Raw genomic sequence first — 25,986 nt, 5'->3', positions numbered from 1 at the left:
GCCGGGGGGGCCCCCCGACGCCTGCTGTCGTCGGGCGCAAGCGTCGCCATCTGGGACATCGACCAGGCCGCGATGGCGAGCGCTGTGGCCGAGCTTGCTCCCTTGGGCCGGGTCGATGCCTTGCTTTGCGACCAGTCGCAGATCGAGGCCGTCGACCGCGCCGCCATCGAGACCGAGCAGGCGCTCGGGCCTGTCGATCTCCTTGTCAACAATGCCGGCATTGCCGGGCCGGCCGCGACCGTGGTGGACTATGACCCCGCCGCCTGGCGGCAGATCATCGAAATCGACCTCAACGGCGTCTTTTACTGCTGCCGACGTCTGGTGCCCGGCATGATCGCGCGCAACTACGGCCGCATCGTCAATGTCGCTTCCGTGGCCGGCAAGGAAGGCAATCCCAACGCCGCCGCCTATTCGGCCGCCAAAGCCGGCGTGCTTGCGCTGACCAAGTCGCTCGGCAAGGAACTCGCCGGTCTCGACATCGCCGTCAACGCGTTGACCCCCTCGCCCGCCCGCACCCGTATCCTCGAACAGCTCACCGAGGCCCAGGTGACCTATATGCTCAGCAAGGTGCCTCGCGGTCGATTCGTCGAGGTGGAGGAGGCTGCGGCCATGGTCGCCTTCATGCTGTCGGACGAGAATTCCTTCACCACTGGCGCCACCTTCGATCTGTCCGGCGGGCGCGCGACCTACTGAGCGAGGATCGCGACAGCGCGCCCACGCCGCCATTCCACATGACCCGAGGTGGCGGCCAACCCCGCGACGCGCATCAAAAGGGATTGTACGCCGATACTGTCGGATTGGTTCCAGCGCGCGATCTGCTCGCGTCCGCGGAAGGAACGGCCCCAATCGGTGAGCAAGGCATCGGCGGTGAGGGTTCGAGAAAGGCCCCGGGTCGCCGGCATTGGTGGCTTCGACAAGCGGCGGATCGGGTCGGGCGCGGTCATCAGTCGATCCTGTGCATCAGGTCGTCATCGAGCCAGCGGCCAAAGAAATAGACGAGTTGCTTGTGCCACCACGGCCAGTCGTGGCTGACGTCGCCGCCCCAATAGTCGACCCAGGCCGCAATGGATTTCTCGCGCAGCACCTGCTCCAGTTCGCGCGTTTCGACGAGCATTCGTTCTTCCCAGGCGCCCTGCCCGCAGCAGAAGATCAGCCTCAGCGCCCTCAGCCGCCCGAGCAGCTTCTGGTCGACGATGCCCGGCAGATAGTCGAGCGGCGAATTGTAGAAGATGCTGCCCTCCAGCGTCCGACCGAAAAAGTCGCGGGTCGAATAGACGCCGGATAGCGAGATCACGCCGCTCGCTAGCTCCGGAAAGCGGAACACGAAATTCGACGAGTGGTAGCCGCCCATCGAGCAGCCGCAGAACAGCGGCTTGAGGGCGCGTCCGCCATTGGCCTTGGCGGCAACCGCCTGCAGCTCCGGCAGCGCCTCCTCGCGCACATAGCGGAAATAGGCTTCGTGGCGGGCGATGCGACTGACGGGATCGCCATGCTTGTCGAAGAAGGATTCCGAATCGATGCCGTCGAGCGTGAACAGCTGGATGCGGCCGGTGTCGACGAATTCGGCGAGTGCTGCGACGCCTCCCGAATCCTCGAACTGGTAAAAACGCCCCTGCGAGGTGGGAAACACCACCACCGGCCGCCCGGCATGGCCGTAGCGCTTGTATTCCATGTCGCGGCCGAGATTGCGGGCATGGGCCTTGTGATAGGAGACGTCCATCGGCTCACGCCTTTTCCGCGTGGATATAGTCGACCGCCTGACGCAGCGCCTTCTGATCCTTCGAGCGCATCTGGTAGGCGTAGTTCCCCATGGCGCGGCTGAAAACCTCTTCGATGGCCTGATGGTGGACGATCTTGTCGCCGTGGGCGGCTAGCACGTCCTCATGGCTGTGCAAATAGTCGAGGTGTCGCTTGCGGCTGGCATAGGCCGTGAAATACTTGCCCTTGTAGGGCCCGCCGGCCGCGTCCTTCACCACCATGTTGGCCCATTCGGCATAGACGTCGATGTCGAAAGTGTAGTTGATCGCATCCGTCATCCAGGCGCCTGGCGGCCGCATGTTGACCTCCAGCGCAATGATGCGCTTGTCCCTGGTCTCGAACAGTTCGATGTGGAAGAAGCGCTCGCGTACGTCGAACGCCTTCAGGATCTTGCGGCCTGCCTCCTCGACCGCGGGCGTAATCTCGGGGAAGCAGGTGTAGCTCATATGGCGGTCGCGGTTGACCACCTCCATGACGCTCTGGTCGTAGCGGTGGCTCGCCGCCAGCACCACCTCGCCGTCGCGGTTGACCAGCCCGTCGAAGGTCACCACCAGCCCCTCGATGAACTGCTCCATGACGAAGGTCACGCCTTCGGGCTTGTCCTTGAAGAACTGATCGAGCTCCTTCGCGTTGGAGATCTTGAACGTGTTCGAGGCGCCGGAGCCCGAATCCGGTTTCACCACCACCGGATAGCCGACCCGGCGGATGAAGGTCATGGCGCCGGCCCGATCGGAGCATTTGCGTTGCGGAATTGTCTCGACGCCGCTCTTGCGGAAGAAGGCCCGCATGCGGCTCTTGCGCTTCAAATTCTTCACGAAGTCGAGCTTGGTGCCGAAGATGTTGAAGTCGGTGCGGATATTGGCCTCGAGCTCCAGCCAGTGCTCGTTCAACGACTCGAAGCGGTCGATGCGGCCCCATTTGTGGATGAAATGGCCCATCGCCCGGAATACGGCATCGTAGTTCTCCATGTCCGCGACCCGATAATATTCCGAAAGCGCCGCCTTGAGCTTGCTGCTCAGCGTCTCATAGGGCGCGTCGCCGATGCCGAGCACGGTAGCGCCGGCCTTCTTCAGCCGGTCGCAGAAATCGGCGCCGTTGCCCGGAAAATGCGGCGAGAAGAACACGAAATTCATGCACGACCTCCCCCTCGGATCAGGTCCTCCGGAGGCGAGTGTGGCGCATTTGGCTGATGCGGGGAAGAGCCGCGCCAAAGCATGTCGACCAAAACTGTGCAGCGGTTTTGGGAAGACGATATGCATGAAACCAAAGACTTAAAGCCGGGCCGGCACTTGCCTCCGGATGGCCGCTCCTGTAAGAGAGCCGGCATGACCACGCGCACCCGCTCCGTCGCTTCTTCTCGCCCCGGCTTTGCCCGCGAGACCGTGCGCGCGCTTGCTTCGACCCTGCTCCTTCTCGGCCTTATCGGCGATCGCCGGGTTCGCTGAAGGAGCGCCCGGCGGTCGAAAACCGCCGCTTTGGGCGCCTGCTCCTTGGCTAGATTGGCAAGTCACATCAAGCGAACGAAATTCTTTGGTAAAGGCGCCGCTCGGCACCGATCCGCCTGAAGGCGGTCCCACGAGCCGCCGGGAGAAACGACGATGAATAGAAGAGAAGCAATCCGCGCCGGCGAGGCCGAAACGGGCGCGCAAGCGCCCGGCCACATGGCCGATGCCGCCCGCAAATATCAGCCCTACCCGACCGTCAACCTCGCCGATCGCACCTGGCCGTCCAAGGTGATCGACAAGGCGCCGATCTGGTGCTCGGTCGACCTGCGCGACGGCAACCAGGCGCTGATCGACCCGATGGGCCATGAGCGCAAGGCGCGCATGTTCGCGCTGCTGCTCGACATGGGCTTCAAGGAGATCGAGATCGGCTTCCCGTCGGCCTCGCAGACCGACTTCGACTTCGCCCGCTGGTGCGTCGAGGAGGGCGGCGTGCCCAAGGACGTGTCGCTGCAGGTTCTGGTGCAGTGCCGGCCCGAGCTGATCACTCGGACCTTCGAGGCGCTCGAGGGCGCTCACCGCCCGATCGTGCATTTCTACAACTCGACCAGCGAGCTGCAGCGCCGCGTCGTCTTCGAAAAGGACGTCGCCGGCATCAAGCGCATCGCCACGGATGCCGCCAAGATGATCACCGACATGGCCGCCAAGGCCGGCGGCGGCTTCCGTTTCGAATATTCGCCGGAGAGCTTCACCGGTACCGAGCTCGAGGTCGCGCTGGAGATCTGCAACGCCGTCACCGAGATCGTGAAGCCGACGGCCGACAACAAGCTGATCGTCAACCTGCCATCGACGGTCGAGATGTCGACGCCCAACGTCTATGCCGACCGCATCGAGTGGATGTGCCGCAATCTCGACAACCGCGACAAGCTGATCATCTCGCTGCATCCGCACAACGACCGCGGCACCGGCATCGCCACCACCGAGCTCGGCCTGATGGCCGGCGCCGACCGCGTCGAGGGCACGCTGTTCGGCAATGGCGAGCGGACCGGCAATGTCGACATCGTGACGCTGGCGCTCAACATGTACACGCAAGGCGTCGATCCCGAGCTGGACTGCTCCGACATCAACCGGATGAAGGACGTCTATGAATATTCGAACCAGCTGAAGATCCCGGAACGCCACCCCTATGTCGGCGAGCTCGTCTACACCGCTTTCTCCGGCTCGCACCAGGATGCCATCAACAAGGGCATGAAGGCGCTGCGCAAAGCCAACACGCCGGTTTGGGAAGTGCCCTACCTGCCGATCGACCCCGCTGATGTCGGCCGCACCTATGAGGCGATCATCCGCATCAACTCGCAGTCGGGCAAGGGCGGCATCGCCTACGTGCTGCAGGCCGACTACGGCCTCAATCTGCCGCGCAACCTGCAGATCGAGTTCAGCCAGGACATCCAGGCGATCACCGACGCCGAAGGCAAGGAAGTGCCGGCCAAGCGCATCCACGAGCGCTTCCTCGAAGCCTATGTCGACCAGCCCGGCGCCAGGCTGAAATTCCTCGACCATCGCACCTATCCGGACACTGCGGTAAAGGGCCGTCGCGTGGTCGAGGCGGAGATCCTCGACAACGGCAAGGAAGTCACCATCACCGGCACCGGTACCGGCCCGATCGACGGCTTCGTCGATGCGCTTTCGCGCCATATCGGCGTCGACATGTCGGTGCTCGACTATTCCGAACATTCCTTGCAGCGCGGCTCGAACGCCTCGGCCATTTCCTATGTCGAGATGGAATATCCCGGCGGCAAGCTGTTCGGCGCAGGCATAAACACCAACATCGTCGCCGCCTCGCTGGAGGCCGTGGTCTCGGCCGCCAACCGCATCCTGGGCCGCAAGCCCGCCTGATTGTTCGATTGATAAAGCGTGGCCCGTTCATCGGACGTGCCACGCTTCATGGCAGGCGCGAGCCGCGTTCAAATTCGTTAACCGGCCGGTAAATTTCCCGTGGCTTACGCGATCACATAACAGAAGGTTCCTTGTGCGCTGGAGCGCGCGCTATATTATCGCGCCCTAACCTGTGCCGACTCTGAAAGGTCCGACACTTGGAGCCTGCCACGCCTGCCGCCCCCGCAGTGCGCGAGACATTGGAGCGACTGCTTGCCAGCGAAACGTTCGGGCGATCCGAGCGGGCCCGCAGGCTGTTACGCTATCTGGTCGAACGTGAGCAGGCAGGCGAAGCCGACCGGCTGAAGGGTGTATCCATTGCCATGGATGTCTTCGGCAAGGACGGCGATTTCGACGGATCGACCGACGCGGTCGTCAGGGTTCAGGCGGGGCGGCTGCGCGAGCTTTTGGATCAATATTTCGCCAGCGAAGGTATTGGCGAGCCGGTACGCATCGCCATTCCGCGCGGCGGCTATGTGCCTTCCTACGAGCTGAACGCCATACGGCTCCCAGCCGACGCCAAACCCGCGGATGCCCCGATCGCCCGGCCTTCCAAGCATTTCGAGAAGCCCGAGGCCGCCGCCGCACCGGTCGACGCCGTGCCGCTGACGACGACCCCGGCACCGACCGAATCCGCGTCATCGCTGACGCGCCAGTTGCGGTTCTTCTGGGCCGCCATGGTGCTGGTCATCGCCATGCTGGGTATCCTTGTCGTCCGCCAGGGGAACGCCTTTCTTCGTGGTGACGACGCGGCCGCGCCGGTTGAAGTCGAAACGGCAGGCGCGACGGGCAGCGTCGCTTCCCAAACGTTCGACGGCCTGCCTTTGATCTACTTGGCCATCAAAGCCGACGGACCCGAGGCGGCCCGTGTTGCTTCCTCGCTACGCGCCGGTCTCGCCGGCTTCGATACGATAGACTTCATCGGACGCGACGCCGACTCTAGGCGCAACCGTTCCGCCGATCCGATCAGCTTCGTTTTCGATCTTATCCCCGGGACAGCCGCCGGCGACGTCATGATCGAGCTGCAGAGCGTCGCGACGGGACGGGTTCTCCTGTCACGCAACCTGACACCGGCCGAAAGCGCGCCTGGTGCGGTCGAAAGCAACATCGCCAATCTCCTGACCTCTACCGTCCCCGCTTCGGGCGCGATCTACAGCTATATCGACCAGAGCGATATCCGGACCAGCCAGATCGGATGTCTGGTGCTCGACGACCTCTACTATCTCGACCAGAGCGCCAAGGCGCACGAAGCTGCGTATCGCTGTCTGGAGAAGCTGGTCAGGGAAAGCACCAAATCATCGCTCGTCTACTCGGAACTGGCTTCCCTGCATCTGGAAGCCGTCAACAACCGCTACGCCTATCCGCCCGGCGCAACGGTCGAGCAGGCCATGTCGTTTGCCCACCGCGCCATTCAGATGGCACCGATGAGCCCGCACGCGCATCGCGCCTATGGCTACCTCAACTCGCGCCTCGGCAACACCGACGAAGCGATCCGCTGGATGCGCAAGGCTTATGAGCTCAACCCCTACGATCTCGGCATGGCCGCCGCTTATGGCTATGGCCTGATCTTCGCTGGCAGATACCAGGAAGGGACGCCGATCCTGGGCCATGCCGTCGAGGCCTTCGGCGGTCATCCGACCTGGTGGGACTATGGCCTGTTTGTCGGAGCCTTCATGCAAGGCGACACCCAGAGGGCAGCGATTGCCAGCGAGTCGCTGCGGACCACCGCGTCCAAGTCGCATTATTTGGCGGCACGCCTGATCGGCGCCAAGATCTCAGGCCGCGACAAGCTCGCAAACGAATTGGCGAACGAGCTCACGGCCGAATTCCCGAAATTCGCCGCCAATCCGCGCGCCACTTTTGTTGACAGGAAGTACCCCGCCGATCTCATCGACCGGCTGGTGCAATCCTTGCGCTCTGCGGGCATCGGCAATCCGAGCTGAGCGAACGTGGAGCATTCGCTGACGCGTGCGGGCCTGTTGAATTCGCTCGCCGGATCTGCTCGGCACAGCGGGCGTCGACACTCAACGAGTCTTAGGCCTGCTTACGCGTTCGATTGGGGCGCGCACGGCGAATTCGCGAAGATTTTACTGGCTATCGACCTGCTCAGGGAGCAATTCAGCCACAATCTTGAATTGCCCCTCATACTGCTTCACAGCCAACAATCTCGATGTTTAACTCTCTTCACGTCGCCGAAAGCGGTGCTGGCTCGAAGACGATCGTCTTCCTGCACGGCTTCGGCGCTTGCCATTCGATCTGGCGCGACGTGATTGCGGGATTGACGCCCGATGTGAGGACACTTGCCTACGACCTGCCGGGCCACGGAAACTCCCTGGAGTGCCAGGCGGCAGGAGTCAAGCAGGCCGCTGGGGTTATCCTGGCCGATCTGGGCAAGCGCCGCCTGGGCAAAGTTCACGTCGTCGGCCATTCCATGGGCGGCGCGATCGCGACATTGATGGCATCTGCCGATCCCGAAAGGGTGGCCTCGCTGACCTTGCTGGCGCCCGGCGGCTTCGGCCCCGAGATCAACGGTCCGTTGCTGCGGCGCTATGCGGCCGCGGCCGATAGAGATGAGATCCGCGCCTGTCTTGCCGCCATGTCGGGGCCGCAAAGTTCTCCTCCTCAACACGTGGTGGAGGCGCTGTGCGGCATGCGCAAACGGCCGGGCCAGTTGCGGACCCTCGTCGGTGCTGCAGCCGTGATCACCAGGGAAGACCGACAAGGTATCATCCCGAGCGAACGGCTGGAAACCCTGAGCATGCCGGTGATGGTGCTTTGGGGAACGGACGATCCCGTCCTGCCCGTCGCCCAGGCCGAGGACTTGCCGCCGCATTTCCACCTGCACCACGTGCTGGAGGCGGGCCACATGCTGGTCGAGGAGGCGCCTGACCTGATTGCAGAGGCCGTGCGCCGCAACACGCGTCGCCGCAGCAGAATCCAGAGACCGGTGTTCAGCGCAGCCGCAAGCTGAGCCCATCTCGCAGTGCATTTTGCCGGCGACTGTGTTAACTCGCTGTTTACCAACAGCGAGGCAGCGCCATGAAGGATGCAGGCGACAAAATCACCCCGATCGAGCCATCGCGAAAGCTCGCGGACGCGATCCGCGACGTCAAGAACGCCTTCGCCGACCGCGATGATGTGGTGGTCGACATGCGCGAGGCGCACCGCATGCGGCTCGAGTTGCTGGCCGCGGAGCTCGCCCCCGTTTTCGCCGACGTGCCGGCGGATATCGACAATTTCGACTTCGCCGTCTCCTCCGGCCTGCAGCCGCGGCTGTGGGTCGATGCCGTCAGCCATGTCGCCATGGGGCGGGATCGCCGCACCTTCCGCTTCCTTAAGGACACGCGCATCGGCCGCGTGGTGCTGGCCGAATCGACCGACATGAAGCCCGTCGCCGATGCCGTTACGCGATACGTGGCCGAGCGTGTCGTCGAGCGGCAGCGGATGATGGAAGGCGCGGTCGAGAGCGCGGTGACTGGCCTGCATCGAGCCGAGGTCCGGGAAGCCGAGCCGCCCTTGCAGGCTGCAACGCGCCGCAACGGCTGGACGACCTTCTTCGCCGGCCTTGGCTTGATCGCCGCCGGCGCCCTGGTCGGCCTGGCGGTATCGCTGGTGCTGTTCTGGGACCGCATCGCCCAGATGAAGATCAGCTTCTGACGACGGGCTCGCGCACCACCGGCATATCGGCACCAAGCTCGATCACCTGAATGTCCGACGGCGGCAGTGCCGGACCGGTCAGGCCGCGCCGTGTCAGGCGGATGGTCCAACCACCTTTTTTTCCTCCGATCTCGAACAGATTGTACTGAGCGGCGGGATGATCGCCGCCCGGCGCCTGGCCGGCGGCGGCCACGCCGACCACCGGCACCTTGACGCCGCGCGGACCGATGGTGAACAGCGAAGGCAAGTGCGAGTGGCCGTGCAGCACAAGCTCGGCGCCATACCGGCGGATGACTTTGTGGAAGCGCGCGATACCGAACAGCCGCTTATGCTGCGAGACCGCGCCACGCACCGGCGGATGATGGATCATGATGGCGCGAAACAGCCCCTGTCTGGCCGTCGCGTCGAGGATGTTGCCGAGCCGCTCCGCCTGGCCCTCCATGAAGAAGCCGTTGGCCATGAAGGGCGCCGTGGCCCGCGCCGTCGTGACGCCGATCAGAGCGACATCACCGCGAACCCGCAAATAGGGAAAGGAATTGCGGTCGATCGGGCTGTTGATGCCGTCGCCCGTCATCCACGGCGCCCATGACCGGCAGACCTTGTCGAAGGCGCCCGGCACATAGGCATCGTGATTGCCCGGCACCACGGATACGTCGTTCGCAGAGCCCAGCGTCTCCAGCCAATGTTTCGCCATCTCGATCTCGCCATCGAGCGCCAGGTTGACGAGATCGCCGGTGACCGCGAGGTGGTCGGGGGCGTTGGCTTTGATATCGCCGACAATCGTGTCGATCACCGCATCGTGCATATGACGGCGGCGGTTGCGCTGCCAGTTGACGTAACCCAGCACGCGCTTGGACGCGAGATCGCGATAGGTTACATCGGGCAGCGGCCCCAGATGGACATCGGAAATATGTGCAAGCCTGAGCATAGCCCCTTCTTAAGCGACCCGGTCCGGGCTTTCTACTCAACGTTTCCTGTCCGCTCGCGGTTTCGTGGATGACTGGCGCCGATCCGGAACAGGCGTTCCGCCAGACCGGCTGGGCGGGACTGCGGGCAAGGCTGTTCCATCTCTATTTCCTGCTGCGGCGCCCGATGACGCTTGGCGTGCGCGGCTTGATCTACGACCGCGCATCCAACTCCATCTTCCTCATCCGCCACACCTATGTTCCGGGCTGGCAGTTGCCTGGCGGCGGCGTCGAGGTCGGCGAGACGCTTGTCGAGGCGCTGGCGCGCGAGCTCGCCGAGGAGGGCAACATCGCGTTGACGGCTCCGCCGGTGCTGAGATCGATGCACTTCAACCGTCGCGCCAGCACACGCGACCACGTCGGCCTCTATCTGGTCGAAGCCTTCAACCAGACGGCGCCGAAATCGGCGGACCATGAGATCGCCGAGGCGGCGTTCTTTCCACTCGACCGTTTGCCGGCAGATGCGACGCCGGCGACGCGACGTCGGATTGCCGAAATTTTCAGCGGCGAGCAGGTCTCGGCCTACTGGTAACTCATGCCGCCTTCCTGAACCGGTCGCGATCATGTGGTGCGGCATAGTCGAGTTCAGGTCCCGCCGGGATTATCCCCGTCGGATTGATCGATTTGTGGCTGCCGTAGTAGTGCGACTTGATGTGATGCAGGCTGACCGTGCCTGACACGCCGGGCACCTGGTAGAGGTCGCGCAGATAGTTCGACAGGTTCGGATAGTCGGCGATCCGGCGCAGATTGCATTTGAAGTGGCCGACATAGACCGGATCGAAGCGCACCAGCGTGGTGAATAGACGCCAGTCAGCTTCGGTGATCCGCTCGCCGACAAGATAGCGCTGCTTTGACAGCCGCTCTTCCAACGTGTCGAGTGCTGCGAAGAGCTCGCCGAACGCTTCCTCATAGGCTTCCTGCGAGGTGGCGAAGCCGGCGCGATAGACGCCGTTGTTGATCGCCGGATAGACCAGCGCATTGATCCTGTCGATCTCGGAACGCAACGCCCGCGGATAGAAGTCCAGGCTCGCATCACCCCATTCGTCGAAGCCGGAATTGAGCATGCGGATGATTTCTGACGACTCGTTGCTGACGATGGTTTCCTGTCTTTTGTCCCACAGCACCGGTACGGACGCGCGGCCCGAATAGCCGCGATCGGCCTTGGCATAGATCTGGTGCAGGAAGTCGAGGCCGTAGAGCGTGTCGCCGGTTGCGCCGTCCTCGGCTGTGAAGGTCCAGCCGTTCTCGCCCATGAAATGGTGCACCACGGAGACGGAGATGATGTCTTCCAACTTCTTCAAGACGCGGAAGATCAAGGTCCGGTGCGCCCAGGGGCAGGCGAACGAGACGTAAAGGTGATAGCGCCCGGGCTCCCCCTTGAAACCGCGTTTGCGCCCTTGCGCCGGCGCACCGTCGCGCGTCACCCAGTCGCGCCATTGCGCTTCGGCACGCACGAACCTACCGCTGCTGTCGGCAACGGTCGAGCGGTCCTGCCATTTGCCTTCAACCAGCAATCCCATGCGAAATCTCCCTGCGGTTCCAACAGACATCTAGGCGCTTACCCGAAATGTCGAAGCCCCCAGGCGCTGAACAGTTCGTCAAACGGCGAAAAGAAAGGTGAAAAGCGCCGATTGCAGCCGTGAACAATTGATGCTAGCGGAAGCGCCCATGTTTGACTTTGCCACGATCCGGTTCGACCGACGACGAAAGGACGCCCGCGCTTGATGAAGCGCTGACTGGCGAACGCTGCCGCTTGCAGCAAACCTTTCCTCGCATACCGGAACGCAAAGACCATGAGCCTTGCCGACGTGAAATATCTGCCGGAGACCCCGGCGCACGATCCTGAAATCGAAGCCATCAACGACGAGGCCTTCGGGCCGGGCCGTTTCGTGCTGGCCGCCTATAAGATCCGCGAGGCGGGCGGGCACGACCGCTCGATGTCCTTTGTCGCCGTCAAGGACGAGGCGGTGATCGCCTCGGTGCGCATGACGCGCGTGGCGGCAGGCGCCGGACGCGCCATGATGCTTGGCCCGCTTGCCGTCCGGCCCGCCTTCAAGAATCTCGGCATAGGCCGCAGGCTGGTCGCGATCGCGCTCGAAGCCGCCGCGAAGGCCGGCGCGCCGGCCGTCATGCTGGTCGGTGACGAGCCCTACTACGGGCCGCTCGGCTTCAAGCGCTTCCCGCGTGGGCAGATCACCATGCCGCGTCCGGTCGATCTCGACCGGCTGCTCCATCACGAAATCAGGCCTGGCGCGGTGGCCCGGTTCGTCGGTGAGGTCTGTCATGCGGATACGGCGCGGGTTGCCGACCTGGCCCAGGTCGCGGTCCGCGCCTCGGCCATTCCGCAGTCCTCGATCGATCCGGTCATTCAGGTTGCGCCGCAGCAGCGCGCTTCGTAGCATGATCCGAAATTCTGGGAGGACGCCACCATGACCCCGAACGGCCAGATCGCGATCATCACTGGCGGTGGCTCCGGCCTTGGCGAAGCGACGGCGCGCGCCCTTGCCACCAAGGGCGCCAAGATAGCGATACTCGATATCGGTATCGATCGCGCGGCCAAGGTTGCCGCCGATATCGGCGGCATCGCGGTTCAATGCGATGTCAGCAGCGCAGACAGTGGCAGCGCGGCGATCGCCGAAGTGGCGGCAAAGCTCGGCGAACCGCGCATCCTGGTCAATTGCGCCGGCATTGCCATTGGTGTGAAGACGGTCGGCAAGGATGGCCCGCACCCGCTGGACCAGTACCGCAAGGTGATCGAGATCAACCTGATCGGCACCTTCAACATGATCCGCCTGGTCGCCGACCGGGCGGCGAAACTCGAACCGCTCGCCGGCGGCGAACGCGGCGTCATCGTCAACACGGCGTCGGTCGCCGCCTATGACGGCCAGATCGGCCAGGCTGCCTATTCGGCGTCCAAGGGCGGCGTCGTCGGCATGACATTGCCGGTGGCGCGCGACCTGGCGCGCTCGGGCATTCGCGTCTGCACCATCGCCCCAGGGATCTTCAAGACCCCGATGATGGCCGGCATGCCGCAAGTGGTGCAGGATTCGCTCGGCGCTTCGGTGCCCTTCCCGCCTCGCCTCGGCGAGCCCTCGGAATATGCAGCACTCGCGCTCCACATCATCGAGAACCAGATGCTGAACGGCGAGACCATCCGCCTCGACGGCGCGATCCGCATGGCGCCCAAATAAAAGCGAATGAGCACGCCGCCGACAGCCGCCGACAAGACAGGGCCGTTGGCTGGCCTCAGGCTGATCGAGATGGCGGGCCTCGGCCCGGTGCCGCTCGCCGCCTTGATGCTATCGGAGATGGGCGCAGACGTCCTGCGCATCGAGCGGGCGGACGCCAAAGAGCCGCTTCTGTCCTTGCCCGAGGCCCACGACCTCGACCGCCACGGCCGCTCCATCCTCAGGCTCGACCTGAAGCGGCCGGACGGCGCGGAGCTTCTGCTGCGCCTTGCGGAAAAGGCCGACGTTCTCATCGAAGGCTTTCGCCCAGGCGTCATGGAGCGGCTGGGCCTCGGGCCTGATGTCGTGCTGGAAGGCAATCCTGCGCTGATCTACGGCCGCCTCACGGGTTTCGGCCAGGACGGGCCGCTATCGCGCCGCGCCGGTCATGACATCACTTACCTCGCCTATGCCGGCCTGCTGCATGCCGTCGGCCGGCAGGGAGCGCCGCCCGTGCCGCCGCTGAACCTAGTCGCCGACCAGGGCGGCGGCGCCATGATGCTGATCGCCGGCGTGCTGGCGGCCCTATTCCAGCGCTCGCGCACCGGCAAAGGTCAGGTGATCGATGCCGCCATGGTCGAGGGTGCATCGATGCTCGCGGCTCCGATCCATGCCTTCATGGCGGCCGGCCTCTGGAGCGAGCGACGCGGTGAGAACCTGCTCGATTCCGGGGCCCCCTTCTACGACGTTTACGAGGCGGCGGACGGACGGCATGTCGCCATCGGCTGCCTCGAACCGCAATTCTTTGCCGAGTTCGCCCGATTGTTGCCGCTCGACCGGCGTTTTGTCGGCGGTCAATATGACAGGACATCGTGGCCCGACATGCGCGCTGCCATTGCCGCGAGAATCAGAGCGAAGACACGCGACGAGTGGGCCGAGGTGTTTGGACCGACCGACGCCTGCGTCGCTCCCGTCCTGTCGCTGACCGAAGCCAGGGATCATCCGCAGAGCCGCGCCCGGCAAAATTTTGCAAGATCGGGCGAGCTCGAACGTCCGACGCCGGCGCCGCGCTTCTCCAACGCCGCGTCGCCGCTCGCCGCGGCGCCCACGGTCGCCAACCGCCGGCCTTCGGCTGTGCTGGCACGCTTCGGCATCGACGAGACTGAAATTGAAGCCCTTGTCAGGTCCGGCCTGTTTGGCCGATAGCCGGAGAGTAGAAATCAACTTATCGCGGTGAGCGCTGTGACCGAGACCAGGAAGGATGTCATCCGCGAGACCGACACCGAGGCCGTCAGGCTGGCGAAGACTCTGGTCCGCTCGGCCCGCTTCGGCGCGCTTGCGGCGATCGAGCCCGGCACCGGGGCGCCGCTGGCAAGCCGGGTCGGCGTGGCGACCGACATCGACGGCGCGCCGCTGATCCTGGTCTCGATGCTGTCGGCGCATACCGGCGCGCTTCTCGCCGACCCGCGCTGCTCGCTGCTCGTCGGCGAACCCGGCAAGGGCGATCCGCTCGCGCATCCCCGCATCTCGCTTGTATGCCAGGCGCTGCGGTTGGAGCGCGGATCGGCGGGTCACGCCCGCGCCGAACGGCGCTATCTCAACCGCAATCCGAAGGCGAAACTCTATGCCGGGCTCGGCGACTTCTCGATATTCCGGCTCGAGCCTGAACGCGCCAGTCTCAATGGCGGCTTCGGCAAAGCCTATCTTCTGGATCGCGCCGACCTGATCGCCGGCGGCCCAATCGTCGAGGAGCTGGCGGCCAGCGAACAGTCGGCCCTGGACCACATGAATGCCGACCATCGCGATGCGCTTTGCATTTATGCGCGCCATTTCGGCCGGGCCGAAGGCGATGGCTGGATCGCTACGGGTTTCGATGCGGACGGCATGGATCTGGCTTCTCCGGATGCCACCTGCAGGGTCTTCTTCCCTCGGCCTCTCGGCACTGCCGGCGAGTTGCGGTCCGTGCTGGTCGAGATGGCCAGGGCCGGGCGCGCCGCAGGCCGGGCACAGTAGCGAAAGTTAATCGTCCCGGATCGAAAGCAACTCTTGAGATTTAGGTAAAATGATCTACCTTTTGTTGCAGCGCCGATTCAGCGGCGCTCCCTGACCTGAATATCGTGGAAATCAGCCGCCATTGCCCCCATGGCAGCTGGATGAGCCAGAAAACATGGGGGATCCATGATCTCAAGCAAGCTAGTCGCCAACGCAGAATCGGCTGCCGCGTTTCTGACGCTCATGGGCAATGAAAAGCGGCTGCTGATCGTCAGCTATCTGATCGAGGGCGAAATGTCCGTCGGCGCCATCGCCGAGAAAGTCCAGTTGAGCCAGTCCGCTCTGTCGCAGCATTTGGCCAAGCTGAGAGCGCTTGATATCGTCGAGACGCGTCGCGATCGCCAGATGATCTATTATTCCTGCAACTCCGACGCGGTGCGCGAGCTGCTTCGCACGCTGGAAGGCATTTTCGGCGACGGCGACCTGTCTCAGATGGCCTACAGGATGCGCCGCGCCGGGACTTGACCCGGGCTCTGCAAAGCCCCTTACCTTGCTGACGATCGTTCGCCGGCGAGATTTCTATGAACCTCATCCCTGTCGACGACCCGCGGGATCCGCGTGTCGCCGCCTATCTCGATATCCGCGAGCGCGATCTCGTCGGCCGACATGGGCGCTTCGTCGCCGAAGGCAAGGTGGTGCTGGATCTTCTGCTGTCGGCCGGACGCTTCGCGGCGGAATCGGCCCTCATTCTGGAGAACAGGCGGGCGGGCCTCGAAGGTGTCTTGCGGAAGGCGCCAGCCGACCTCCCGATCTATGTCGTAAACGGCGACGTCATGGACCGGATCGCCGGCTTCCACATGCATCGCGGCGTATTGGCGATTGGCGTTCGGGGCTCTCCTCAACCGGCCGAGGTGCTGCTCGAAACCTTGCCGGCAAGCGCGTTGGTCGTGGTTCTGGTCGGCATATCCAATCATGACAATATGGGCTCGATCTTCCGCAACGCCGCAGCCTTTGGCGCGGACGCCGTGCTTCTCGATCCCACCTGCTGTGATCCGCTTTACCGCAAGGCGATCCGCGTTTCGGTCGGCGCGGCGCTGAAGGTGCCCTTCGGCTCCTTCGACAATGCGATGAGCTTGACCGCAACGCTTGACCGGATGGGTTTCGCCCAGTTCGCGCTCTCGCCGCGCGGCGAAACGGACATCCGCGCTGCGGAAAGAACGTCTCGGCTGGCCCTCTTTCTCGGCACGGAAGGCGAAGGCCTGCCCGAGACCCTGCTCAGTCGCCTGCGGACCGTACGGATCGGCATGGCGGAGGGATTCGACAGCCTGAACGTTGCAGCCGCATCGGCCATCGCCCTGCATCACTTCTCGAAACGATAGCGGCGCAGGACCAAGACGCTCCGCTCGCCACGGCATTCGGATCAGTTGCTTGCGTTGGCCTTCTGCAAGGCCCTGACACGGTCCGCGAGGCTGATGCCGCGCTCGCCGATATCTTGCCGCTCGTCGCGAGGTGTCGCCAAGGCCTTGGCGATCGGCGAATCCGGCCCTTCCAGCTTCATCGTCAGGTTGACGACCTCGGCTGCCAGTTCGTTCATTTGTTCGCGAAGCGCCGCACCGGCGCGCGGCGCGTCGCCTGCCTGTTCGGGCTGTGCCGTTTCGAGCACGGCAAGATCGGTCTTGAGCCGCTTGTTCTCCCGCGCAAGCGCCGTCAGCCGCGCCTCTAGCCGCTCGCGATCGCCTTCGAGCTTGGCGATGGCATTGTCGATCCCTTGGACTTCGTCGGCCTTATGCGTTCCGCCATTTACCGCATGATCTTTGCTTGGGCGTTCGCGCATCCGCGCAAGCTCCTTTTCGCGCCTGTCCAGCTTTTCCTCGCGGTCGGCAAGGGTTGCAAGCAGCCGTTCGACCTTCTTGTCCAGCTCGGCCGTCCGCTTCTTCTCCGCCTTGAGCGCGTCCCTGGCGGCTTTGCTTTCCGCTGCCAGTTCCTGATTGCGCCGGTCCGCTTCCTTGCGCTGGCTGCGCAGCACCGCAATGTCATTGGCAAGCTTGTCCAGTTCCGATTCGCGGGCGACGAGCTCGATCTGGCGGTTTGAGGAAGAAAAGCTGGCTTCGTCATACATCTGCTCGAGCTTTTGCAGCTCCAGCGCGCGCTTCTCCAGCGAGCGCTCCGCCTGCGCCAGCTTTTCCGTAAGCTTGTGCAACTCTTCCTCGCGCAGCCTGAGCTCCGCGTTCTTGGCCTGCAGATCGGAAAGCGCCTGAGTCTTGTCCTTCTTCTCGACCGCCAGTCCCTTCAGGGCCTCCTGGGCGCGGCCGATCTCGACCAGTTGCTCGGCCACCTTTTCCTTCAGATTTTTGATGTTCATCTCGAGTCGGCGCGTGTTCATGGCGAACTCGGCGCGGATACGGTCCTTCTCGGCCAGCATCTCGGCAGGCGTCAGCGGCATCGAGGCCTCAAGGCGCCGGCGTGTCAACACGACGGCCCGCCGCCAGACGGCCGGCGCGATCAGCGACACCAGAAAGGCCGCGCAGAGGAAGCCGAGTGCGAAGAACAGGATCGACTGGACCAAGGTGGACTATCCGTATGCGAGGCGGCAACCCGCCATGCCGACTGTGCCACCTTGGCATGGCGGAAATCCAGCGCCGCGGCAAGAGCACGCCGCGGCACGATCAGTCTTATCCGAGCGGCTGTGGCAATCCTGTCCGGTCAGAACGGATTCCAGGTCGCCCGTTCGGTCAGCTTCAGATAGCCGAGATTGACGCCGAGCCGGGCACCGACCCCGGTGCGGATCGGAACGAGCAGCACTCTGTTGCTTTGCAGCACGTTGAAGCCGACGCCCGCCACGACATAAGCCGATCCGGCGACGCCGCCGAAGCGGTTGTAGAGGCTGCTGATATCGTCGAGATTGTAGACCAGCATCATCACGCGCGAGCCTTCGCCGCCGAAATCCCAGCCGAGCGATGGGCCTTGCCAGAACACCTTATGGTCGCCGGCGTTCTTGGTGTACAGCGTGCCCTCGCCATAGGTCAGGCCGCCGATCAGCGCGCCGGATCCCTCCTCGCCGAGCAGATAACCGTTTGGCAGGCCGTAGGACGCGAACACCTTTTCGACCACGGTGGCGAGGCCTCCCGACGTCGCGCCGAAGAACTTGTGGCCGGAATCGACAATCTCTTGCGCGGTGTATTCCTGGGCCCGCGACGCCGAGGTTGAGAGGATGAGAGCACCCGAGAGGGCGATCGTCATGGTGAGGACGCGGACGAACATCCGGTCAAAGAATCGGGAAAACATGCTTCCAATCTCCGTCAGGGAGCACTTTCGCCGACGCCTCGTATCCCTACGGCTCTTGGCGGCCGTTTCGAGATGACTGTTACGGGCAAACTATGCCGTAATCCTTTTTCAACCATTAAGCTGGCGCAGGAAGATGGCGGTTCGAGGGCTGAAGAGCCTGACACGATCTCTATCAGCCTCAATTTCGCGGCATCACGCACCATTTTCGCTGTCCGCAGCTGTGGATTTGTTGATGCATGGACGGACGCTGTGTATTCAGAAGGCCTTGGAAAAGAGCGTGATTCGCGTAGCGGGCGCGACAACGTTCGGCCATGACATGTGAACCAGCAGGGATTTCTCCGATGGCCGAGCTCTTCACCCTCTCCGCCCCCGATCTGGCTGCGCTTTTGTGCAGCCGCGTATGCCACGACATCATTTCCCCGGTCGGCGCCATAAACAACGGCCTCGAACTGCTCGATGAAGGCGGCGCCGACGAAGACGCCATGAAGCTGATTCGCCAGAGCGCCAGGAACGCCTCGGCGCGGCTGCAGTTTGCCCGCATCGCCTTCGGCGCCGCGGGCTCCGCCGGCATGATGATCGATACCGGCGACGCCGAGGCCGTGGCCATTGCCTTCCTGAAGAACGAGAAGCCGGAACTTGTCTGGAACGGCGCCCGCGCGCTGCTGCCCAAGAACAAGGTCAAGCTTCTGCTCAATCTCATTCTTGTCGCCAATGCCGCCATACCGCGTGGCGGCAGGCTGGTTGTCACGTTGGAGAACCTCGAGACCGAACCGCGTTTCTCGCTGTCGGCGAGCGGCCCCATGCTGCGGGTGCCGCCGAAATTCCTCGAGCTGCATTCGGGCCACAAGCCCGAGGAGCCGATTGACGCCCACTCGGTCCAGCCTTATTACACGCTGCTTCTGGCGCGCGAGGCGAACATGACGATCTCGATCCATGCGACGGCCGATGAGATCGTGTTGTCGGCAGCCTGAGGCGACAGCCAAGAACAGGTCAAGTATCCATTGTCACTGATCTTGCAGCTGGCAGTGCGATCGAAGCATTGCCTGCCGCCTGGAACTGTAGGTGCATCGCAGGCCAAAACCGCGCAAAGCGGTTCTTTGGAAAAACTTTACCTAACCGCTTTTCGGCTTCTTTACCAGATTGTTCTAGGGTGCCTCACGGTTACCGGATTGCCGGTTCGGCAGTTGGCAAAGAGGACCCGGAAATGAAACGCTGCCTGTTCGTGGACGACTCGAGCGTCATCAGGAAGGTTGCGAAGCGTATCCTTGGCGGCTCGGACATCGTGGTCTTCGAGGCGGCCAGCGGGCTTGATGCGATCGAGATCTGCTCCGGCGACATGCCCGATGTCATTGTTGTCGACGGCGGCCTGCCGGATATGCAGGCGGTCGACCTCATTCGCCGCATCCGTGCCATCGAAAGCCCCGTCAAGCCGCAGATCCTAGTCTCGCTCGTCGAAGTCGATGTCGGCTCGATCATGCGAGCGAAACGTGCCGGCGCCCAGGGTTACCTGCTGAAGCCCTTCAACCGCGCGCAGTTGCTCGAGAGCTTCCGCTTCCTGAAAATCGCGGCCTGAGCTTTTCGACACCCCAAACAAAAAACCCGGCCTGGGCCGGGTTTTTTGTTTGAATTGGCAGAGGATCAGGCGCTGACGCGGATGTCTTCCGGCTCGCGCAGCACATAGCCGCGGCCCCACACCGTCTCGATGTAATTCTGGCCGCCGGACGCTGCGTCGAGCTTCTTGCGCAGCTTGCAGATGAAGACGTCGATGATCTTCAGTTCCGGCTCGTCCATGCCACCATAGAGGTGGTTGAGGAACATTTCCTTGGTAAGGGTCGTGCCCTTGCGCAGCGAGAGCAGCTCAAGCATCTGATATTCCTTGCCGGTCAGGTGCACGCGCTGGCCGCCCACCTCGACCGTCTTGGCGTCGAGATTGACCACCAGGTCGCCGGTGGTGATGACCGACTGGGCGTGGCCCTTGGAGCGGCGCACGATGGCGTGGATGCGCGCCACCAGCTCGTCCTTGTGGAAAGGCTTGGTCATATAGTCGTCGGCGCCGAAGCCGAGGCCGCGCACCTTATCCTCGATGCCGGCCATGCCGGAGAGGATCAGGATCGGCGTCTTGACCTTGGAGAGGCGAAGCGTGCGCAGCACCTCGTAGCCCGACATGTCGGGAAGGTTAAGATCGAGGAGGATGATGTCGTAATCGTAGAGCTTGCCGAGATCGACCCCTTCTTCGCCAAGGTCGGTCGTATAGACGTTGAAGCTTTCCGATTTCAGCATCAACTCGATGCTCTGTGCGGTTGCACTGTCGTCTTCAATCAGCAGAACACGCATTTCATTCCCCTTTTCTGCCGCCGAGTCGCGTCACGACCCGTCCCGAACCCGGAGCAGTGATTGCCTGAACAGAAGGTGCCACCGACTGGTTAACAAATCCTAATTTCGTGTCGGTCACGATATCAGATTTTTTAACCCCTTTCTACACCCACTTGAATCTAATAACGAATCGTAGACCCAAATCGCTCATGTACCACATTAATAAGCAAGCCTAAGTGACTCCAGAGACTCGCAGGCCGCGCTTCCTGCCGCTGTCCGGAATTTTTACCCGGCCTTAAGTCCTCGCCCGTATGATTAACAATGCCCGTAAACGAATGGTTACCGCCGGCAAAAATCTTTAGGGCTTTGTTTCCCATAGAGCGGGGAAAGCCGGTGGAAACGGGCGACGCGTAGGCCTTTCGAGGTCGATGGGACGATATGCAGGTGTGCGTTTTGCGGAGTACCGAGTCATGAAGTCACGTGAAAACCTCGTTCGGCTGAAGCAGTTTCAGGTGAATGAGAAGCGGCGCCAGCTGTTGCAGCTGGACATGATGATCGCCGAATTCGAACGCATGGCCGTCGAGTTGGAGGCGCAAATCGTCGCTGAAGAGAAAAAAGCCGGCATCACCGACATCAATCATTTTGCCTATCCGACCTTCGCCAAGGCGGCACGACTGCGCCGCGACAACCTCAGGAACTCGCAGAACGATCTTGCCCAGCAGCGAACCATGGCCGAATCATTACTCGGCGAAGCTGAAGCGGAGCTTTCCAAGGCGGAGATGCTGGAATCGCGCGACAGCAAGATCCGCGACACGGAAGTGGGCGGCCGCAGCGCCATGATCGGCTGACCGCCGAACGCAATTGATGCCTCGGAGGACTGCCGGCATCGTGGTATCGAACCACGAGCCGAAAAAGCCCGGCCTCCGGCCTAGGGCAGCATCGCCGTCTCATCATCCTGATGGTCCGCCGACGCCCGCGCACGGGCATCCTTGATGTCGGGGGCATGCTCTTCCGCCCAGGACCTGATCTGGCTGAGCAGTCCCGCAAGGTTCTGGCCGAGCTCCGTCAATTCATACTCGACCCTCGGCGGTATGACCGGATAGACCTCGCGCCGGACGAGCCCGTCGCGCTCCAGCACGCGCAGCGTCTGCGTCAGCATTTTCGGCGTGATGCCTTCCAGCTTGCGGGCGAGCTCGCCATTGCGCAGGCGGCCGCGCCGCAACGCGCAAACCGTCAGATAGACCCATTTGCTGGCCAGCATTTCGAGCACCGTATGCGACGGGCAGGTGCGCCGGAATGCATCGTAGCCAAAGGAACCGCTGTCTTCACTATCCATGAGGTATCTATATATCCGAAAGGTGCATACTAGACAAGAGATTGTTACTATCCAAATGATAGCGGCAGCAATCAAGCAGGAGACCATCCAATGCGTGCCGTTACCCAGAATTCCGTTGGCGAACCCGACGTCCTCTTCGTCGCCGAACAGCCGGCCCCCTCGCCCAAGGCCAGCGAAGTTCTGGTCCGCGTCAAGGCCGCGGGCATCAACCCGGTCGATGGCGCGGTGCGCGCCGGCTACTTCCCTCTCATCGGCGAGCCACCTTTCATTCTCGGCTGGGATATCTCGGGCATCGTCGAGGCGCTGGGCACCGGCGTGACCGCCTTCAAGGTCGGCGATGCGGTCTTCGGCATGCCCCGCTTCCCCAAGCAGGCCGCCGCCTATGCCGAGTTCGTCGCCACGCCGGTGGACGAGATCGCAGCCAAGCCTGCCGCCATCGACCATGCCCAAGCCGCGGCGCTGCCGCTGGCCGGGCTGACCGCCTGGCAGGGTCTCGTCCGCCACGGCGGCCTGCAATCCGGCCAGCGCGTCCTGATCCACGCCGGCGCTGGCGGCGTCGGCCATCTCGCTGTGCAGATAGCCAAGGCGCGCGGCGCCTGGGTCATCGCCACTGCGAGCCCGGACAAGCTTGATTACGTCCGCTCGATCGGCGCCGATGAGGTCGTCGACTACACCAAAGGCGATTTCACCGAACGGGTCCGCGATATCGACCTAGTGCTGGACGCAATGGGCGGCGACCATGCCGACCGGTCGCTGAAAGTGCTGCGCGAAGGCGGCGTGCTGGTGTCGCTGCTCAATGTCCACGATGCGACAAGGGCCAAGGCCGGGGAGCGCAATATCCGCGTCGAGCGCATGTCGGTGGTGCCGGATCGCGAGGGGCTGGCGGAACTCGCCAGGCTAGTCGATGCCAGGAAGCTCGCCGTGCACGTGGCGAAGGCTTTTCCGCTGAACCAGGCGGGCGCCGCCCATGCCTTCCTCGCCACCCGACCGATCGGCAAGGTTGTGCTGACGGTTTGATCAGCGCAGATCCCGGAAGCAAAAGGGCGCGGAGTTCCGCGCCCTTGGCTGTTTCCGGCAGTCGGAGCCTAGTGGCGATATTGCTGGATCCGCGTCGTGCGCAGCCCGGCAAGGCCATATTCGTCGATCGATGCCTGCCAGGAGAGAAACTCCTCGGTGGTCAGCTTGTAGCGCTGGCAGGCCTCTTCCAGGCTGAGTAGTCCGCCGCGGACCGCCGCGACGACTTCCGCCTTGCGCCGGATAACCCAGCGCCGTGTATTCGTCGGCGGTAGATCGGCTATCGTGAGAGGGCTGCCGTCGGGCCCGATAACATATTTGACTCTAGGTCTAACCAGATCGGTCATCGTACTCTCTACTAAAAACTCAAAGACCCAATCCCCGCCACCGTACCGCCACAGCTTTAAAAATTGCCTAAGCGAAGCCTAATGACTAGGTAAGGATCGTGAACGTCGCGTTAGGTTTTCGTTCGGCATTTGAGATAATCGGGGTCCGGCCCTGATTTTGCCCGATAAAATCGCTTGAGGAGCCAAGCTGGCGCCGCCGGGATGCTTGACCTATATTCCGGCCATTGGCAGCCAGCGCCACGCAGATTGAAAGAACCATGAACAGCCTCGATCTTCCCCGACGCCCAGAAGACACCCGCGTCGTCGTCGCGATGTCGGGCGGCGTCGATTCATCGGTCGTTGCCGGCATCCTGAAGCGCGAAGGCTATGATGTTGTCGGCGTCACCCTGCAGCTTTACGACCACGGCGCGGCAACGCACCGGGCCGGTTCCTGCTGCGCCGGCCAGGACATCGACGACGCCCGCCGGGTTTCCGAGACGCTCGGGATCCCGCATTACGTGCTCGACTATGAAGAGCGCTTCCGCAAGGCCGTCATCGATCCCTTCGCCGAGAGCTACGTCGCCGGGGAGACGCCCATCCCCTGCGTGTCCTGCAACCAAACGGTCAAGTTCGCGGACCTTTTGGCCACCGCCCAGGATCTCGGCGCCGATGCTTTGGCCACGGGCCATTACATCCGCTCGCGCGCCAATGGCGCGCATCGCGCGCTCTACAGGCCGGTCGATGCAGACCGCGACCAGAGCTATTTCCTATTCGCCACGACCCAGGCGCAGATCGACTATCTGCGCTTCCCGCTCGGCGGACTTCCCAAGCCGCAGGTGCGGGCGATCGCCGAGGAGATGGGGCTGACGGTCGCCGCCAAGCAGGACAGCCAGGACATCTGCTTCGTGCCGCAGGGCAAGTACTCCGACATTATCGCCAAGCTGAAGCCGGCGGCCGCCAATCCAGGCGATATTGTCCATATCGACGGTCGCGTGCTCGGGCGTCACGAAGGCATCTTGCGCTACACGATCGGCCAGCGCCGCGGCATCGGCATCGCTTCGGGCGAGCCGCTCTACGTCGTCCATCTCGACGCCGACCGCGCCCGCGTCATTGTCGGCCCGCGCGAGGCGCTGGAGACGCACAGGATCTACCTGCGCGCCATGAACTGGCTCGGCGACGGCCCGCTCTCCGACGTTCCGGCCGGCGGGATCGAGCTTTTCGCAAAAGTCCGTTCGACCCGGCCGCCGCGCCCGGCCGTGCTGCATCACCGCGACGGCGTCACCTCGGTCGAGCTGGTCGACGGCGAATCCGGCATCGCGCCCGGACAGGCCTGCGTGCTCTATTCCGATGACGGCGATGAGGCGCGAGTCTATGGCGGCGGCTTTATCGAGCGCTCCGAGCGCGGCGCCGAGGCCGAGGCGATGCTGTCCAGGCTTGCGCAGCAGCCCGCGCACGTCCCCGCCGAGTAACCCACGCCTTCAATCGGGCGCTTTGCCTCAGGATTCCTTTTGTGGTCGCGCCTTAAGCGGGCGACCCGCTATGCGCCACCGTCCCAGCCGTCAGGATGCGCAGCACCCGGATCGCTTCCTCGCCGTCGGTGCGGGGTTCGGCGCGCGTCTCGATGCACTGCATGAAGTGGGCGAGCTCGCGCGTCAGCGGCATGCCTTCGCCGACCGCAACGTAGGAAGGCTCGTTGGCGGTGAACGCCCACTGGCCGCTGTCCTGCCAGACAGCGTGCCTGTAGACGGCAAGCTTGCGCTCCCACGGCTCGACATCGTCGAACACCGCCATCGCCTTGGTTCCGACCACGGTCAGCCGGCGCTCGCGATAGGGATTGAGACGAGAAGCGAAGAGATGGCTGCGCACGCCGTTCGGAAAGCGCATGTGCAGATGCGCGAAGTCGCTGAGGTTGTCGAGCAGTGCCGCGCCCTCGCCCCTGACCTCGATCGGCTCGGTGCCGGTGATGGCGAGGATCATCGAGAGGTCATGCGGCGCAAGGTCCCAGAGCGCGTCGTTCTCGGTGTGGAACTTGCCAAGGCCGAGCCGGTGCGAGTGGATGTAGCGCACCTCACCAAGCTCGCCATTGTCGATCAGCGCCTTCAGCGTCTCGAAGGCGGGGTGGAAGCGCAGCACGTGACCCACCATGAAGACGCAGCCATTGTTCCTGGCCGCCTGCACCGAACGCTCGGCGTCCGCGACCGTCAGCGCGATCGGCTTCTCCACCAGCACGTCCTTGCCGCCCTCGATGGCGCGCAGCGCCATGTCGGCATGGAACTGCGGCGGCAGCGCCATGACAATGGCGTCGACATCGGCGCGCTCGAACAACTGGTCCGGCCCGATCGCCAGGCAGTCCTGCTCGCTGGCAAAGCCTTCGGCGCGGGCACGGTTGACGTCGGAAACGGCATGGAGCGCGCCAAGCGCCTTGAGGGTGCGGATGTGGTTGCTGCCCCAGTATCCGCAACCGAGGACGGCGATGCGCGGCTTCATTCGCTCAAACTCTAGAATTTCGTGGCCGAGACATAGCGACGTGCCCCGTCGAACTCAACCCCGATGCATGCGCTTCAGCGTCTGCCCGGCGCGGCTTTTCCGGGATGAGATTATGCTGATGCGTGCGGCTTGACAGCTTTACCCTGCCAACCTTATATCCGCGCGACCTTGGCGAACGCCTCGAATTGCCCACGACCGGTGTGGTTCTTCGAGCCTCTTCGCCGCTCCTGGCGGAGTAGCTCAGTTGGTTAGAGCACGGGAATCATAATCCTGGGGTCGGGGGTTCAAGTCCCTCCTCCGCTACCACCT

The 25,986-nt window shown here is 63.4% G+C and carries 28 protein-coding genes and 1 tRNA gene; 18 read left to right on the top strand and 11 right to left on the bottom strand.

Translation table 11 applies throughout. The features are described 5' to 3' along the window. Positions 1–693: SDR family NAD(P)-dependent oxidoreductase (locus P9254_RS26675; RefSeq protein ID WP_278103909.1), on the top strand; the 693-nt coding region annotated here is incomplete at its 5' end. Here the strand turns inward: P9254_RS26675 and P9254_RS26670 are convergent. From P9254_RS26670 to P9254_RS26660, 3 genes are read right to left on the bottom strand one after another with little or no spacing between them, the layout of a single operon-like run. Then, the gene (locus P9254_RS26670) at positions 687–944 is read right to left on the bottom strand and encodes a hypothetical protein (protein WP_278054578.1); all 258 of its coding nucleotides are present in this window, start codon (positions 942–944) and stop codon (positions 687–689) included. The two genes, P9254_RS26675 and P9254_RS26670, sit on opposite strands and share 7 nt — an antisense overlap. After that, positions 944–1,720 carry an esterase family protein gene (locus P9254_RS26665; RefSeq protein ID WP_095823306.1) on the bottom strand — a complete coding sequence of 259 codons (777 nt, stop codon included), beginning with the start codon at positions 1,718–1,720 and terminating at the stop codon, positions 944–946. Before P9254_RS26665 ends, P9254_RS26670 begins: the two co-directional genes overlap by 1 nt. Positions 1,721–1,724: 4 nt before the next feature. Then, a complete protein-coding gene (locus P9254_RS26660) occupies positions 1,725–2,891 on the bottom strand; it encodes an ATP-grasp domain-containing protein (protein ID WP_127246001.1) in 1,167 nt (388 codons plus the stop codon). A gap of 465 nt (positions 2,892–3,356) precedes the next feature. Here P9254_RS26660 and leuA point away from each other — a divergent pair, with 465 nt between their 5' ends. From leuA to P9254_RS26640, 4 genes are all read left to right on the top strand, one after another. Then, positions 3,357–5,096 carry a 2-isopropylmalate synthase gene (gene leuA / locus P9254_RS26655; RefSeq protein WP_442920344.1) on the top strand — a complete coding sequence of 580 codons (1,740 nt, stop codon included), beginning with the start codon at positions 3,357–3,359 and terminating at the stop codon, positions 5,094–5,096. A gap of 197 nt (positions 5,097–5,293) precedes the next feature. Then, on the top strand, positions 5,294–7,078 hold the full coding sequence (locus tag P9254_RS26650; RefSeq protein WP_278054580.1) for a tetratricopeptide repeat protein: 1,785 nt from the start codon (positions 5,294–5,296) through the stop codon (positions 7,076–7,078). 227 nt (positions 7,079–7,305) lie between these two features. Beyond that, on the top strand, positions 7,306–8,106 hold the full coding sequence (locus tag P9254_RS26645; protein WP_278054581.1) for an alpha/beta fold hydrolase: 801 nt from the start codon (positions 7,306–7,308) through the stop codon (positions 8,104–8,106). Between the two features lie 68 nt (positions 8,107–8,174). Next, a complete protein-coding gene (locus tag P9254_RS26640; protein WP_095801707.1) occupies positions 8,175–8,792 on the top strand; it encodes a hypothetical protein in 618 nt (205 codons plus the stop codon). Here P9254_RS26640 and P9254_RS26635 read toward each other — a convergent pair. Continuing rightward, on the bottom strand, positions 8,782–9,720 hold the full coding sequence (locus tag P9254_RS26635) for a metallophosphoesterase family protein (protein ID WP_066994187.1): 939 nt from the start codon (positions 9,718–9,720) through the stop codon (positions 8,782–8,784). The genes P9254_RS26640 and P9254_RS26635 overlap by 11 nt on opposite strands. Positions 9,721–9,788: 68 nt before the next feature. Between P9254_RS26635 and P9254_RS26630 the strand changes: the two genes are divergently transcribed. Beyond that, positions 9,789–10,289 carry an NUDIX domain-containing protein gene (locus P9254_RS26630; RefSeq protein ID WP_095801708.1) on the top strand — a complete coding sequence of 167 codons (501 nt, stop codon included), beginning with the start codon at positions 9,789–9,791 and terminating at the stop codon, positions 10,287–10,289. 1 nt (position 10,290) lies between these two features. Here P9254_RS26630 and P9254_RS26625 read toward each other — a convergent pair whose 3' ends face one another. Further along, a complete protein-coding gene (locus P9254_RS26625) occupies positions 10,291–11,277 on the bottom strand; it encodes a glutathione S-transferase family protein (RefSeq protein WP_278054582.1) in 987 nt (328 codons plus the stop codon). A 273-nt stretch (positions 11,278–11,550) separates the two neighbouring features. Here P9254_RS26625 and P9254_RS26620 point away from each other — a divergent pair, with 273 nt between their 5' ends. The 6 genes from P9254_RS26620 to P9254_RS26595 all read left to right on the top strand — a co-directional run bounded on the left by P9254_RS26620 (position 11,551) and on the right by P9254_RS26595 (position 16,295). Next, a complete protein-coding gene (locus tag P9254_RS26620) occupies positions 11,551–12,156 on the top strand; it encodes a GNAT family N-acetyltransferase (RefSeq protein WP_278054583.1) in 606 nt (201 codons plus the stop codon). 30 nt (positions 12,157–12,186) lie between these two features. Beyond that, positions 12,187–12,948, top strand: a complete 762-nt coding sequence (locus tag P9254_RS26615; protein WP_278054584.1) for a 3-hydroxyacyl-CoA dehydrogenase — start codon at positions 12,187–12,189, stop codon at positions 12,946–12,948. Positions 12,949–12,954: 6 nt separating this feature from the next. Further along, complete coding sequence (locus P9254_RS26610; RefSeq protein ID WP_278054586.1) at positions 12,955–14,130, top strand: CaiB/BaiF CoA transferase family protein; 1,176 nt, start codon at positions 12,955–12,957, stop codon at positions 14,128–14,130. Between the two features lie 36 nt (positions 14,131–14,166). After that, positions 14,167–14,937: a HugZ family pyridoxamine 5'-phosphate oxidase gene (locus P9254_RS26605; RefSeq protein WP_095823571.1), complete on the top strand. Its 771-nt coding sequence runs from the start codon at positions 14,167–14,169 to the stop codon at positions 14,935–14,937. A 165-nt stretch (positions 14,938–15,102) separates the two neighbouring features. After that, positions 15,103–15,441, top strand: coding sequence for an ArsR/SmtB family transcription factor (locus P9254_RS26600; RefSeq protein WP_066994170.1), 339 nt, complete (start codon positions 15,103–15,105; stop codon positions 15,439–15,441). Positions 15,442–15,497: 56 nt separating this feature from the next. Then, a complete protein-coding gene (locus P9254_RS26595; protein ID WP_095823316.1) occupies positions 15,498–16,295 on the top strand; it encodes a TrmH family RNA methyltransferase in 798 nt (265 codons plus the stop codon). Between the two features lie 41 nt (positions 16,296–16,336). Here the strand turns inward: P9254_RS26595 and P9254_RS26590 are convergent, their stop codons facing one another. Together P9254_RS26590 and P9254_RS26585 are read right to left on the bottom strand one after the other, a co-directional pair. Next, positions 16,337–17,482, bottom strand: a complete 1,146-nt coding sequence (locus tag P9254_RS26590; RefSeq protein WP_095823317.1) for a hypothetical protein — start codon at positions 17,480–17,482, stop codon at positions 16,337–16,339. A 137-nt stretch (positions 17,483–17,619) separates the two neighbouring features. After that, a complete protein-coding gene (locus P9254_RS26585; protein ID WP_245299591.1) occupies positions 17,620–18,156 on the bottom strand; it encodes a DUF1134 domain-containing protein in 537 nt (178 codons plus the stop codon). Between the two features lie 386 nt (positions 18,157–18,542). On the opposite strand from P9254_RS26585, the gene chpT reads away from it, so the two are divergent. Both chpT and P9254_RS26575 read left to right on the top strand, forming a co-directional pair. Beyond that, the gene (gene chpT / locus P9254_RS26580) at positions 18,543–19,172 is read left to right on the top strand and encodes a histidine phosphotransferase ChpT (protein ID WP_067326376.1); all 630 of its coding nucleotides are present in this window, start codon (positions 18,543–18,545) and stop codon (positions 19,170–19,172) included. Positions 19,173–19,405: 233 nt separating this feature from the next. After that, positions 19,406–19,774 carry a response regulator gene (locus tag P9254_RS26575; RefSeq protein ID WP_127217419.1) on the top strand — a complete coding sequence of 123 codons (369 nt, stop codon included), beginning with the start codon at positions 19,406–19,408 and terminating at the stop codon, positions 19,772–19,774. Between the two features lie 65 nt (positions 19,775–19,839). Here P9254_RS26575 and ctrA read toward each other — a convergent pair whose 3' ends face one another. Next, on the bottom strand, positions 19,840–20,535 hold the full coding sequence (gene ctrA, locus P9254_RS26570; protein WP_006203583.1) for a response regulator transcription factor CtrA: 696 nt from the start codon (positions 20,533–20,535) through the stop codon (positions 19,840–19,842). 449 nt (positions 20,536–20,984) lie between these two features. Between ctrA and P9254_RS26565 the strand changes: the two genes are divergently transcribed. Next, a complete protein-coding gene (locus P9254_RS26565; RefSeq protein ID WP_066994149.1) occupies positions 20,985–21,362 on the top strand; it encodes a flagellar export protein FliJ in 378 nt (125 codons plus the stop codon). A gap of 80 nt (positions 21,363–21,442) precedes the next feature. Here the strand turns inward: P9254_RS26565 and P9254_RS26560 are convergent, their stop codons facing one another. Continuing rightward, the gene (locus tag P9254_RS26560) at positions 21,443–21,850 is read right to left on the bottom strand and encodes a winged helix-turn-helix transcriptional regulator (protein ID WP_066994146.1); all 408 of its coding nucleotides are present in this window, start codon (positions 21,848–21,850) and stop codon (positions 21,443–21,445) included. A gap of 90 nt (positions 21,851–21,940) precedes the next feature. On the opposite strand from P9254_RS26560, the gene P9254_RS26555 reads away from it, so the two are divergent. Continuing rightward, the gene (locus P9254_RS26555) at positions 21,941–22,867 is read left to right on the top strand and encodes an NADP-dependent oxidoreductase (protein ID WP_278054587.1); all 927 of its coding nucleotides are present in this window, start codon (positions 21,941–21,943) and stop codon (positions 22,865–22,867) included. Positions 22,868–22,935: 68 nt separating this feature from the next. Here the strand turns inward: P9254_RS26555 and sciP are convergent, their stop codons facing one another. Beyond that, entirely contained in the window at positions 22,936–23,211 is a 276-nt protein-coding gene (sciP, locus tag P9254_RS26550) for a CtrA inhibitor SciP (RefSeq protein ID WP_006203587.1), read from the bottom strand. Positions 23,212–23,468: 257 nt separating this feature from the next. On the opposite strand from sciP, the gene mnmA reads away from it, so the two are divergent. Then, entirely contained in the window at positions 23,469–24,659 is a 1,191-nt protein-coding gene (gene mnmA / locus P9254_RS26545; protein ID WP_095823320.1) for a tRNA 2-thiouridine(34) synthase MnmA, read from the top strand. A gap of 52 nt (positions 24,660–24,711) precedes the next feature. Here the strand turns inward: mnmA and P9254_RS26540 are convergent, their stop codons facing one another. Beyond that, positions 24,712–25,677, bottom strand: a complete 966-nt coding sequence (locus P9254_RS26540; RefSeq protein ID WP_066994138.1) for a Gfo/Idh/MocA family protein — start codon at positions 25,675–25,677, stop codon at positions 24,712–24,714. Positions 25,678–25,906: 229 nt separating this feature from the next. On the opposite strand from P9254_RS26540, the gene P9254_RS26535 reads away from it, so the two are divergent. Further along, positions 25,907–25,983 (top strand) — tRNA-Met (locus P9254_RS26535). Positions 25,984–25,986: the final 3 nt, after the last annotated feature.

Origin of the sequence: Mesorhizobium sp. WSM4983 (assembly GCF_029625765.1) — a bacterium.
Lineage (GTDB): Bacteria > Pseudomonadota > Alphaproteobacteria > Rhizobiales > Rhizobiaceae > Mesorhizobium.
The sequence above is the reverse complement of the archived record's forward strand: the minus strand, read 5'-3'. Positions and strand labels throughout refer to the sequence as shown.

Excerpts from the sequence above, each read along its gene's own strand:
- sciP (WP_006203587.1), bottom strand. The coding sequence starts at position 23,211 with ATGACCGATCTGGTTAGACCTAGAGTCAAATATGTTATCGGGCCCGAC.
- P9254_RS26585 (WP_245299591.1), bottom strand. The coding sequence starts at position 18,156 with ATGACGATCGCCCTCTCGGGTGCTCTCATCCTCTCAACCTCGGCGTCG.
- P9254_RS26670 (WP_278054578.1), bottom strand. The coding sequence starts at position 944 with ATGACCGCGCCCGACCCGATCCGCCGCTTGTCGAAGCCACCAATGCCG.
- P9254_RS26620 (WP_278054583.1), top strand. The coding sequence starts at position 11,551 with ATGAGCCTTGCCGACGTGAAATATCTGCCGGAGACCCCGGCGCACGAT.
- P9254_RS26560 (WP_066994146.1), bottom strand. The coding sequence starts at position 21,850 with ATGGATAGTGAAGACAGCGGTTCCTTTGGCTACGATGCATTCCGGCGC.
- chpT (WP_067326376.1), top strand. The coding sequence starts at position 18,543 with ATGGCCGAGCTCTTCACCCTCTCCGCCCCCGATCTGGCTGCGCTTTTG.
- P9254_RS26635 (WP_066994187.1), bottom strand. The coding sequence starts at position 9,720 with ATGCTCAGGCTTGCACATATTTCCGATGTCCATCTGGGGCCGCTGCCC.
- P9254_RS26625 (WP_278054582.1), bottom strand. The coding sequence starts at position 11,277 with ATGGGATTGCTGGTTGAAGGCAAATGGCAGGACCGCTCGACCGTTGCC.
- P9254_RS26540 (WP_066994138.1), bottom strand. The coding sequence starts at position 25,677 with ATGAAGCCGCGCATCGCCGTCCTCGGTTGCGGATACTGGGGCAGCAAC.
- P9254_RS26555 (WP_278054587.1), top strand. The coding sequence starts at position 21,941 with ATGCGTGCCGTTACCCAGAATTCCGTTGGCGAACCCGACGTCCTCTTC.
- P9254_RS26600 (WP_066994170.1), top strand. The coding sequence starts at position 15,103 with ATGATCTCAAGCAAGCTAGTCGCCAACGCAGAATCGGCTGCCGCGTTT.
- mnmA (WP_095823320.1), top strand. The coding sequence starts at position 23,469 with ATGAACAGCCTCGATCTTCCCCGACGCCCAGAAGACACCCGCGTCGTC.
- leuA (WP_442920344.1), top strand. The coding sequence starts at position 3,357 with ATGAATAGAAGAGAAGCAATCCGCGCCGGCGAGGCCGAAACGGGCGCG.
- ctrA (WP_006203583.1), bottom strand. The coding sequence starts at position 20,535 with ATGCGTGTTCTGCTGATTGAAGACGACAGTGCAACCGCACAGAGCATC.
- P9254_RS26565 (WP_066994149.1), top strand. The coding sequence starts at position 20,985 with ATGAAGTCACGTGAAAACCTCGTTCGGCTGAAGCAGTTTCAGGTGAAT.
- P9254_RS26615 (WP_278054584.1), top strand. The coding sequence starts at position 12,187 with ATGACCCCGAACGGCCAGATCGCGATCATCACTGGCGGTGGCTCCGGC.
- P9254_RS26645 (WP_278054581.1), top strand. The coding sequence starts at position 7,306 with ATGTTTAACTCTCTTCACGTCGCCGAAAGCGGTGCTGGCTCGAAGACG.
- P9254_RS26630 (WP_095801708.1), top strand. The coding sequence starts at position 9,789 with ATGACTGGCGCCGATCCGGAACAGGCGTTCCGCCAGACCGGCTGGGCG.
- P9254_RS26610 (WP_278054586.1), top strand. The coding sequence starts at position 12,955 with ATGAGCACGCCGCCGACAGCCGCCGACAAGACAGGGCCGTTGGCTGGC.
- P9254_RS26575 (WP_127217419.1), top strand. The coding sequence starts at position 19,406 with ATGAAACGCTGCCTGTTCGTGGACGACTCGAGCGTCATCAGGAAGGTT.
- P9254_RS26595 (WP_095823316.1), top strand. The coding sequence starts at position 15,498 with ATGAACCTCATCCCTGTCGACGACCCGCGGGATCCGCGTGTCGCCGCC.
- P9254_RS26665 (WP_095823306.1), bottom strand. The coding sequence starts at position 1,720 with ATGGACGTCTCCTATCACAAGGCCCATGCCCGCAATCTCGGCCGCGAC.
- P9254_RS26660 (WP_127246001.1), bottom strand. The coding sequence starts at position 2,891 with ATGAATTTCGTGTTCTTCTCGCCGCATTTTCCGGGCAACGGCGCCGAT.
- P9254_RS26640 (WP_095801707.1), top strand. The coding sequence starts at position 8,175 with ATGAAGGATGCAGGCGACAAAATCACCCCGATCGAGCCATCGCGAAAG.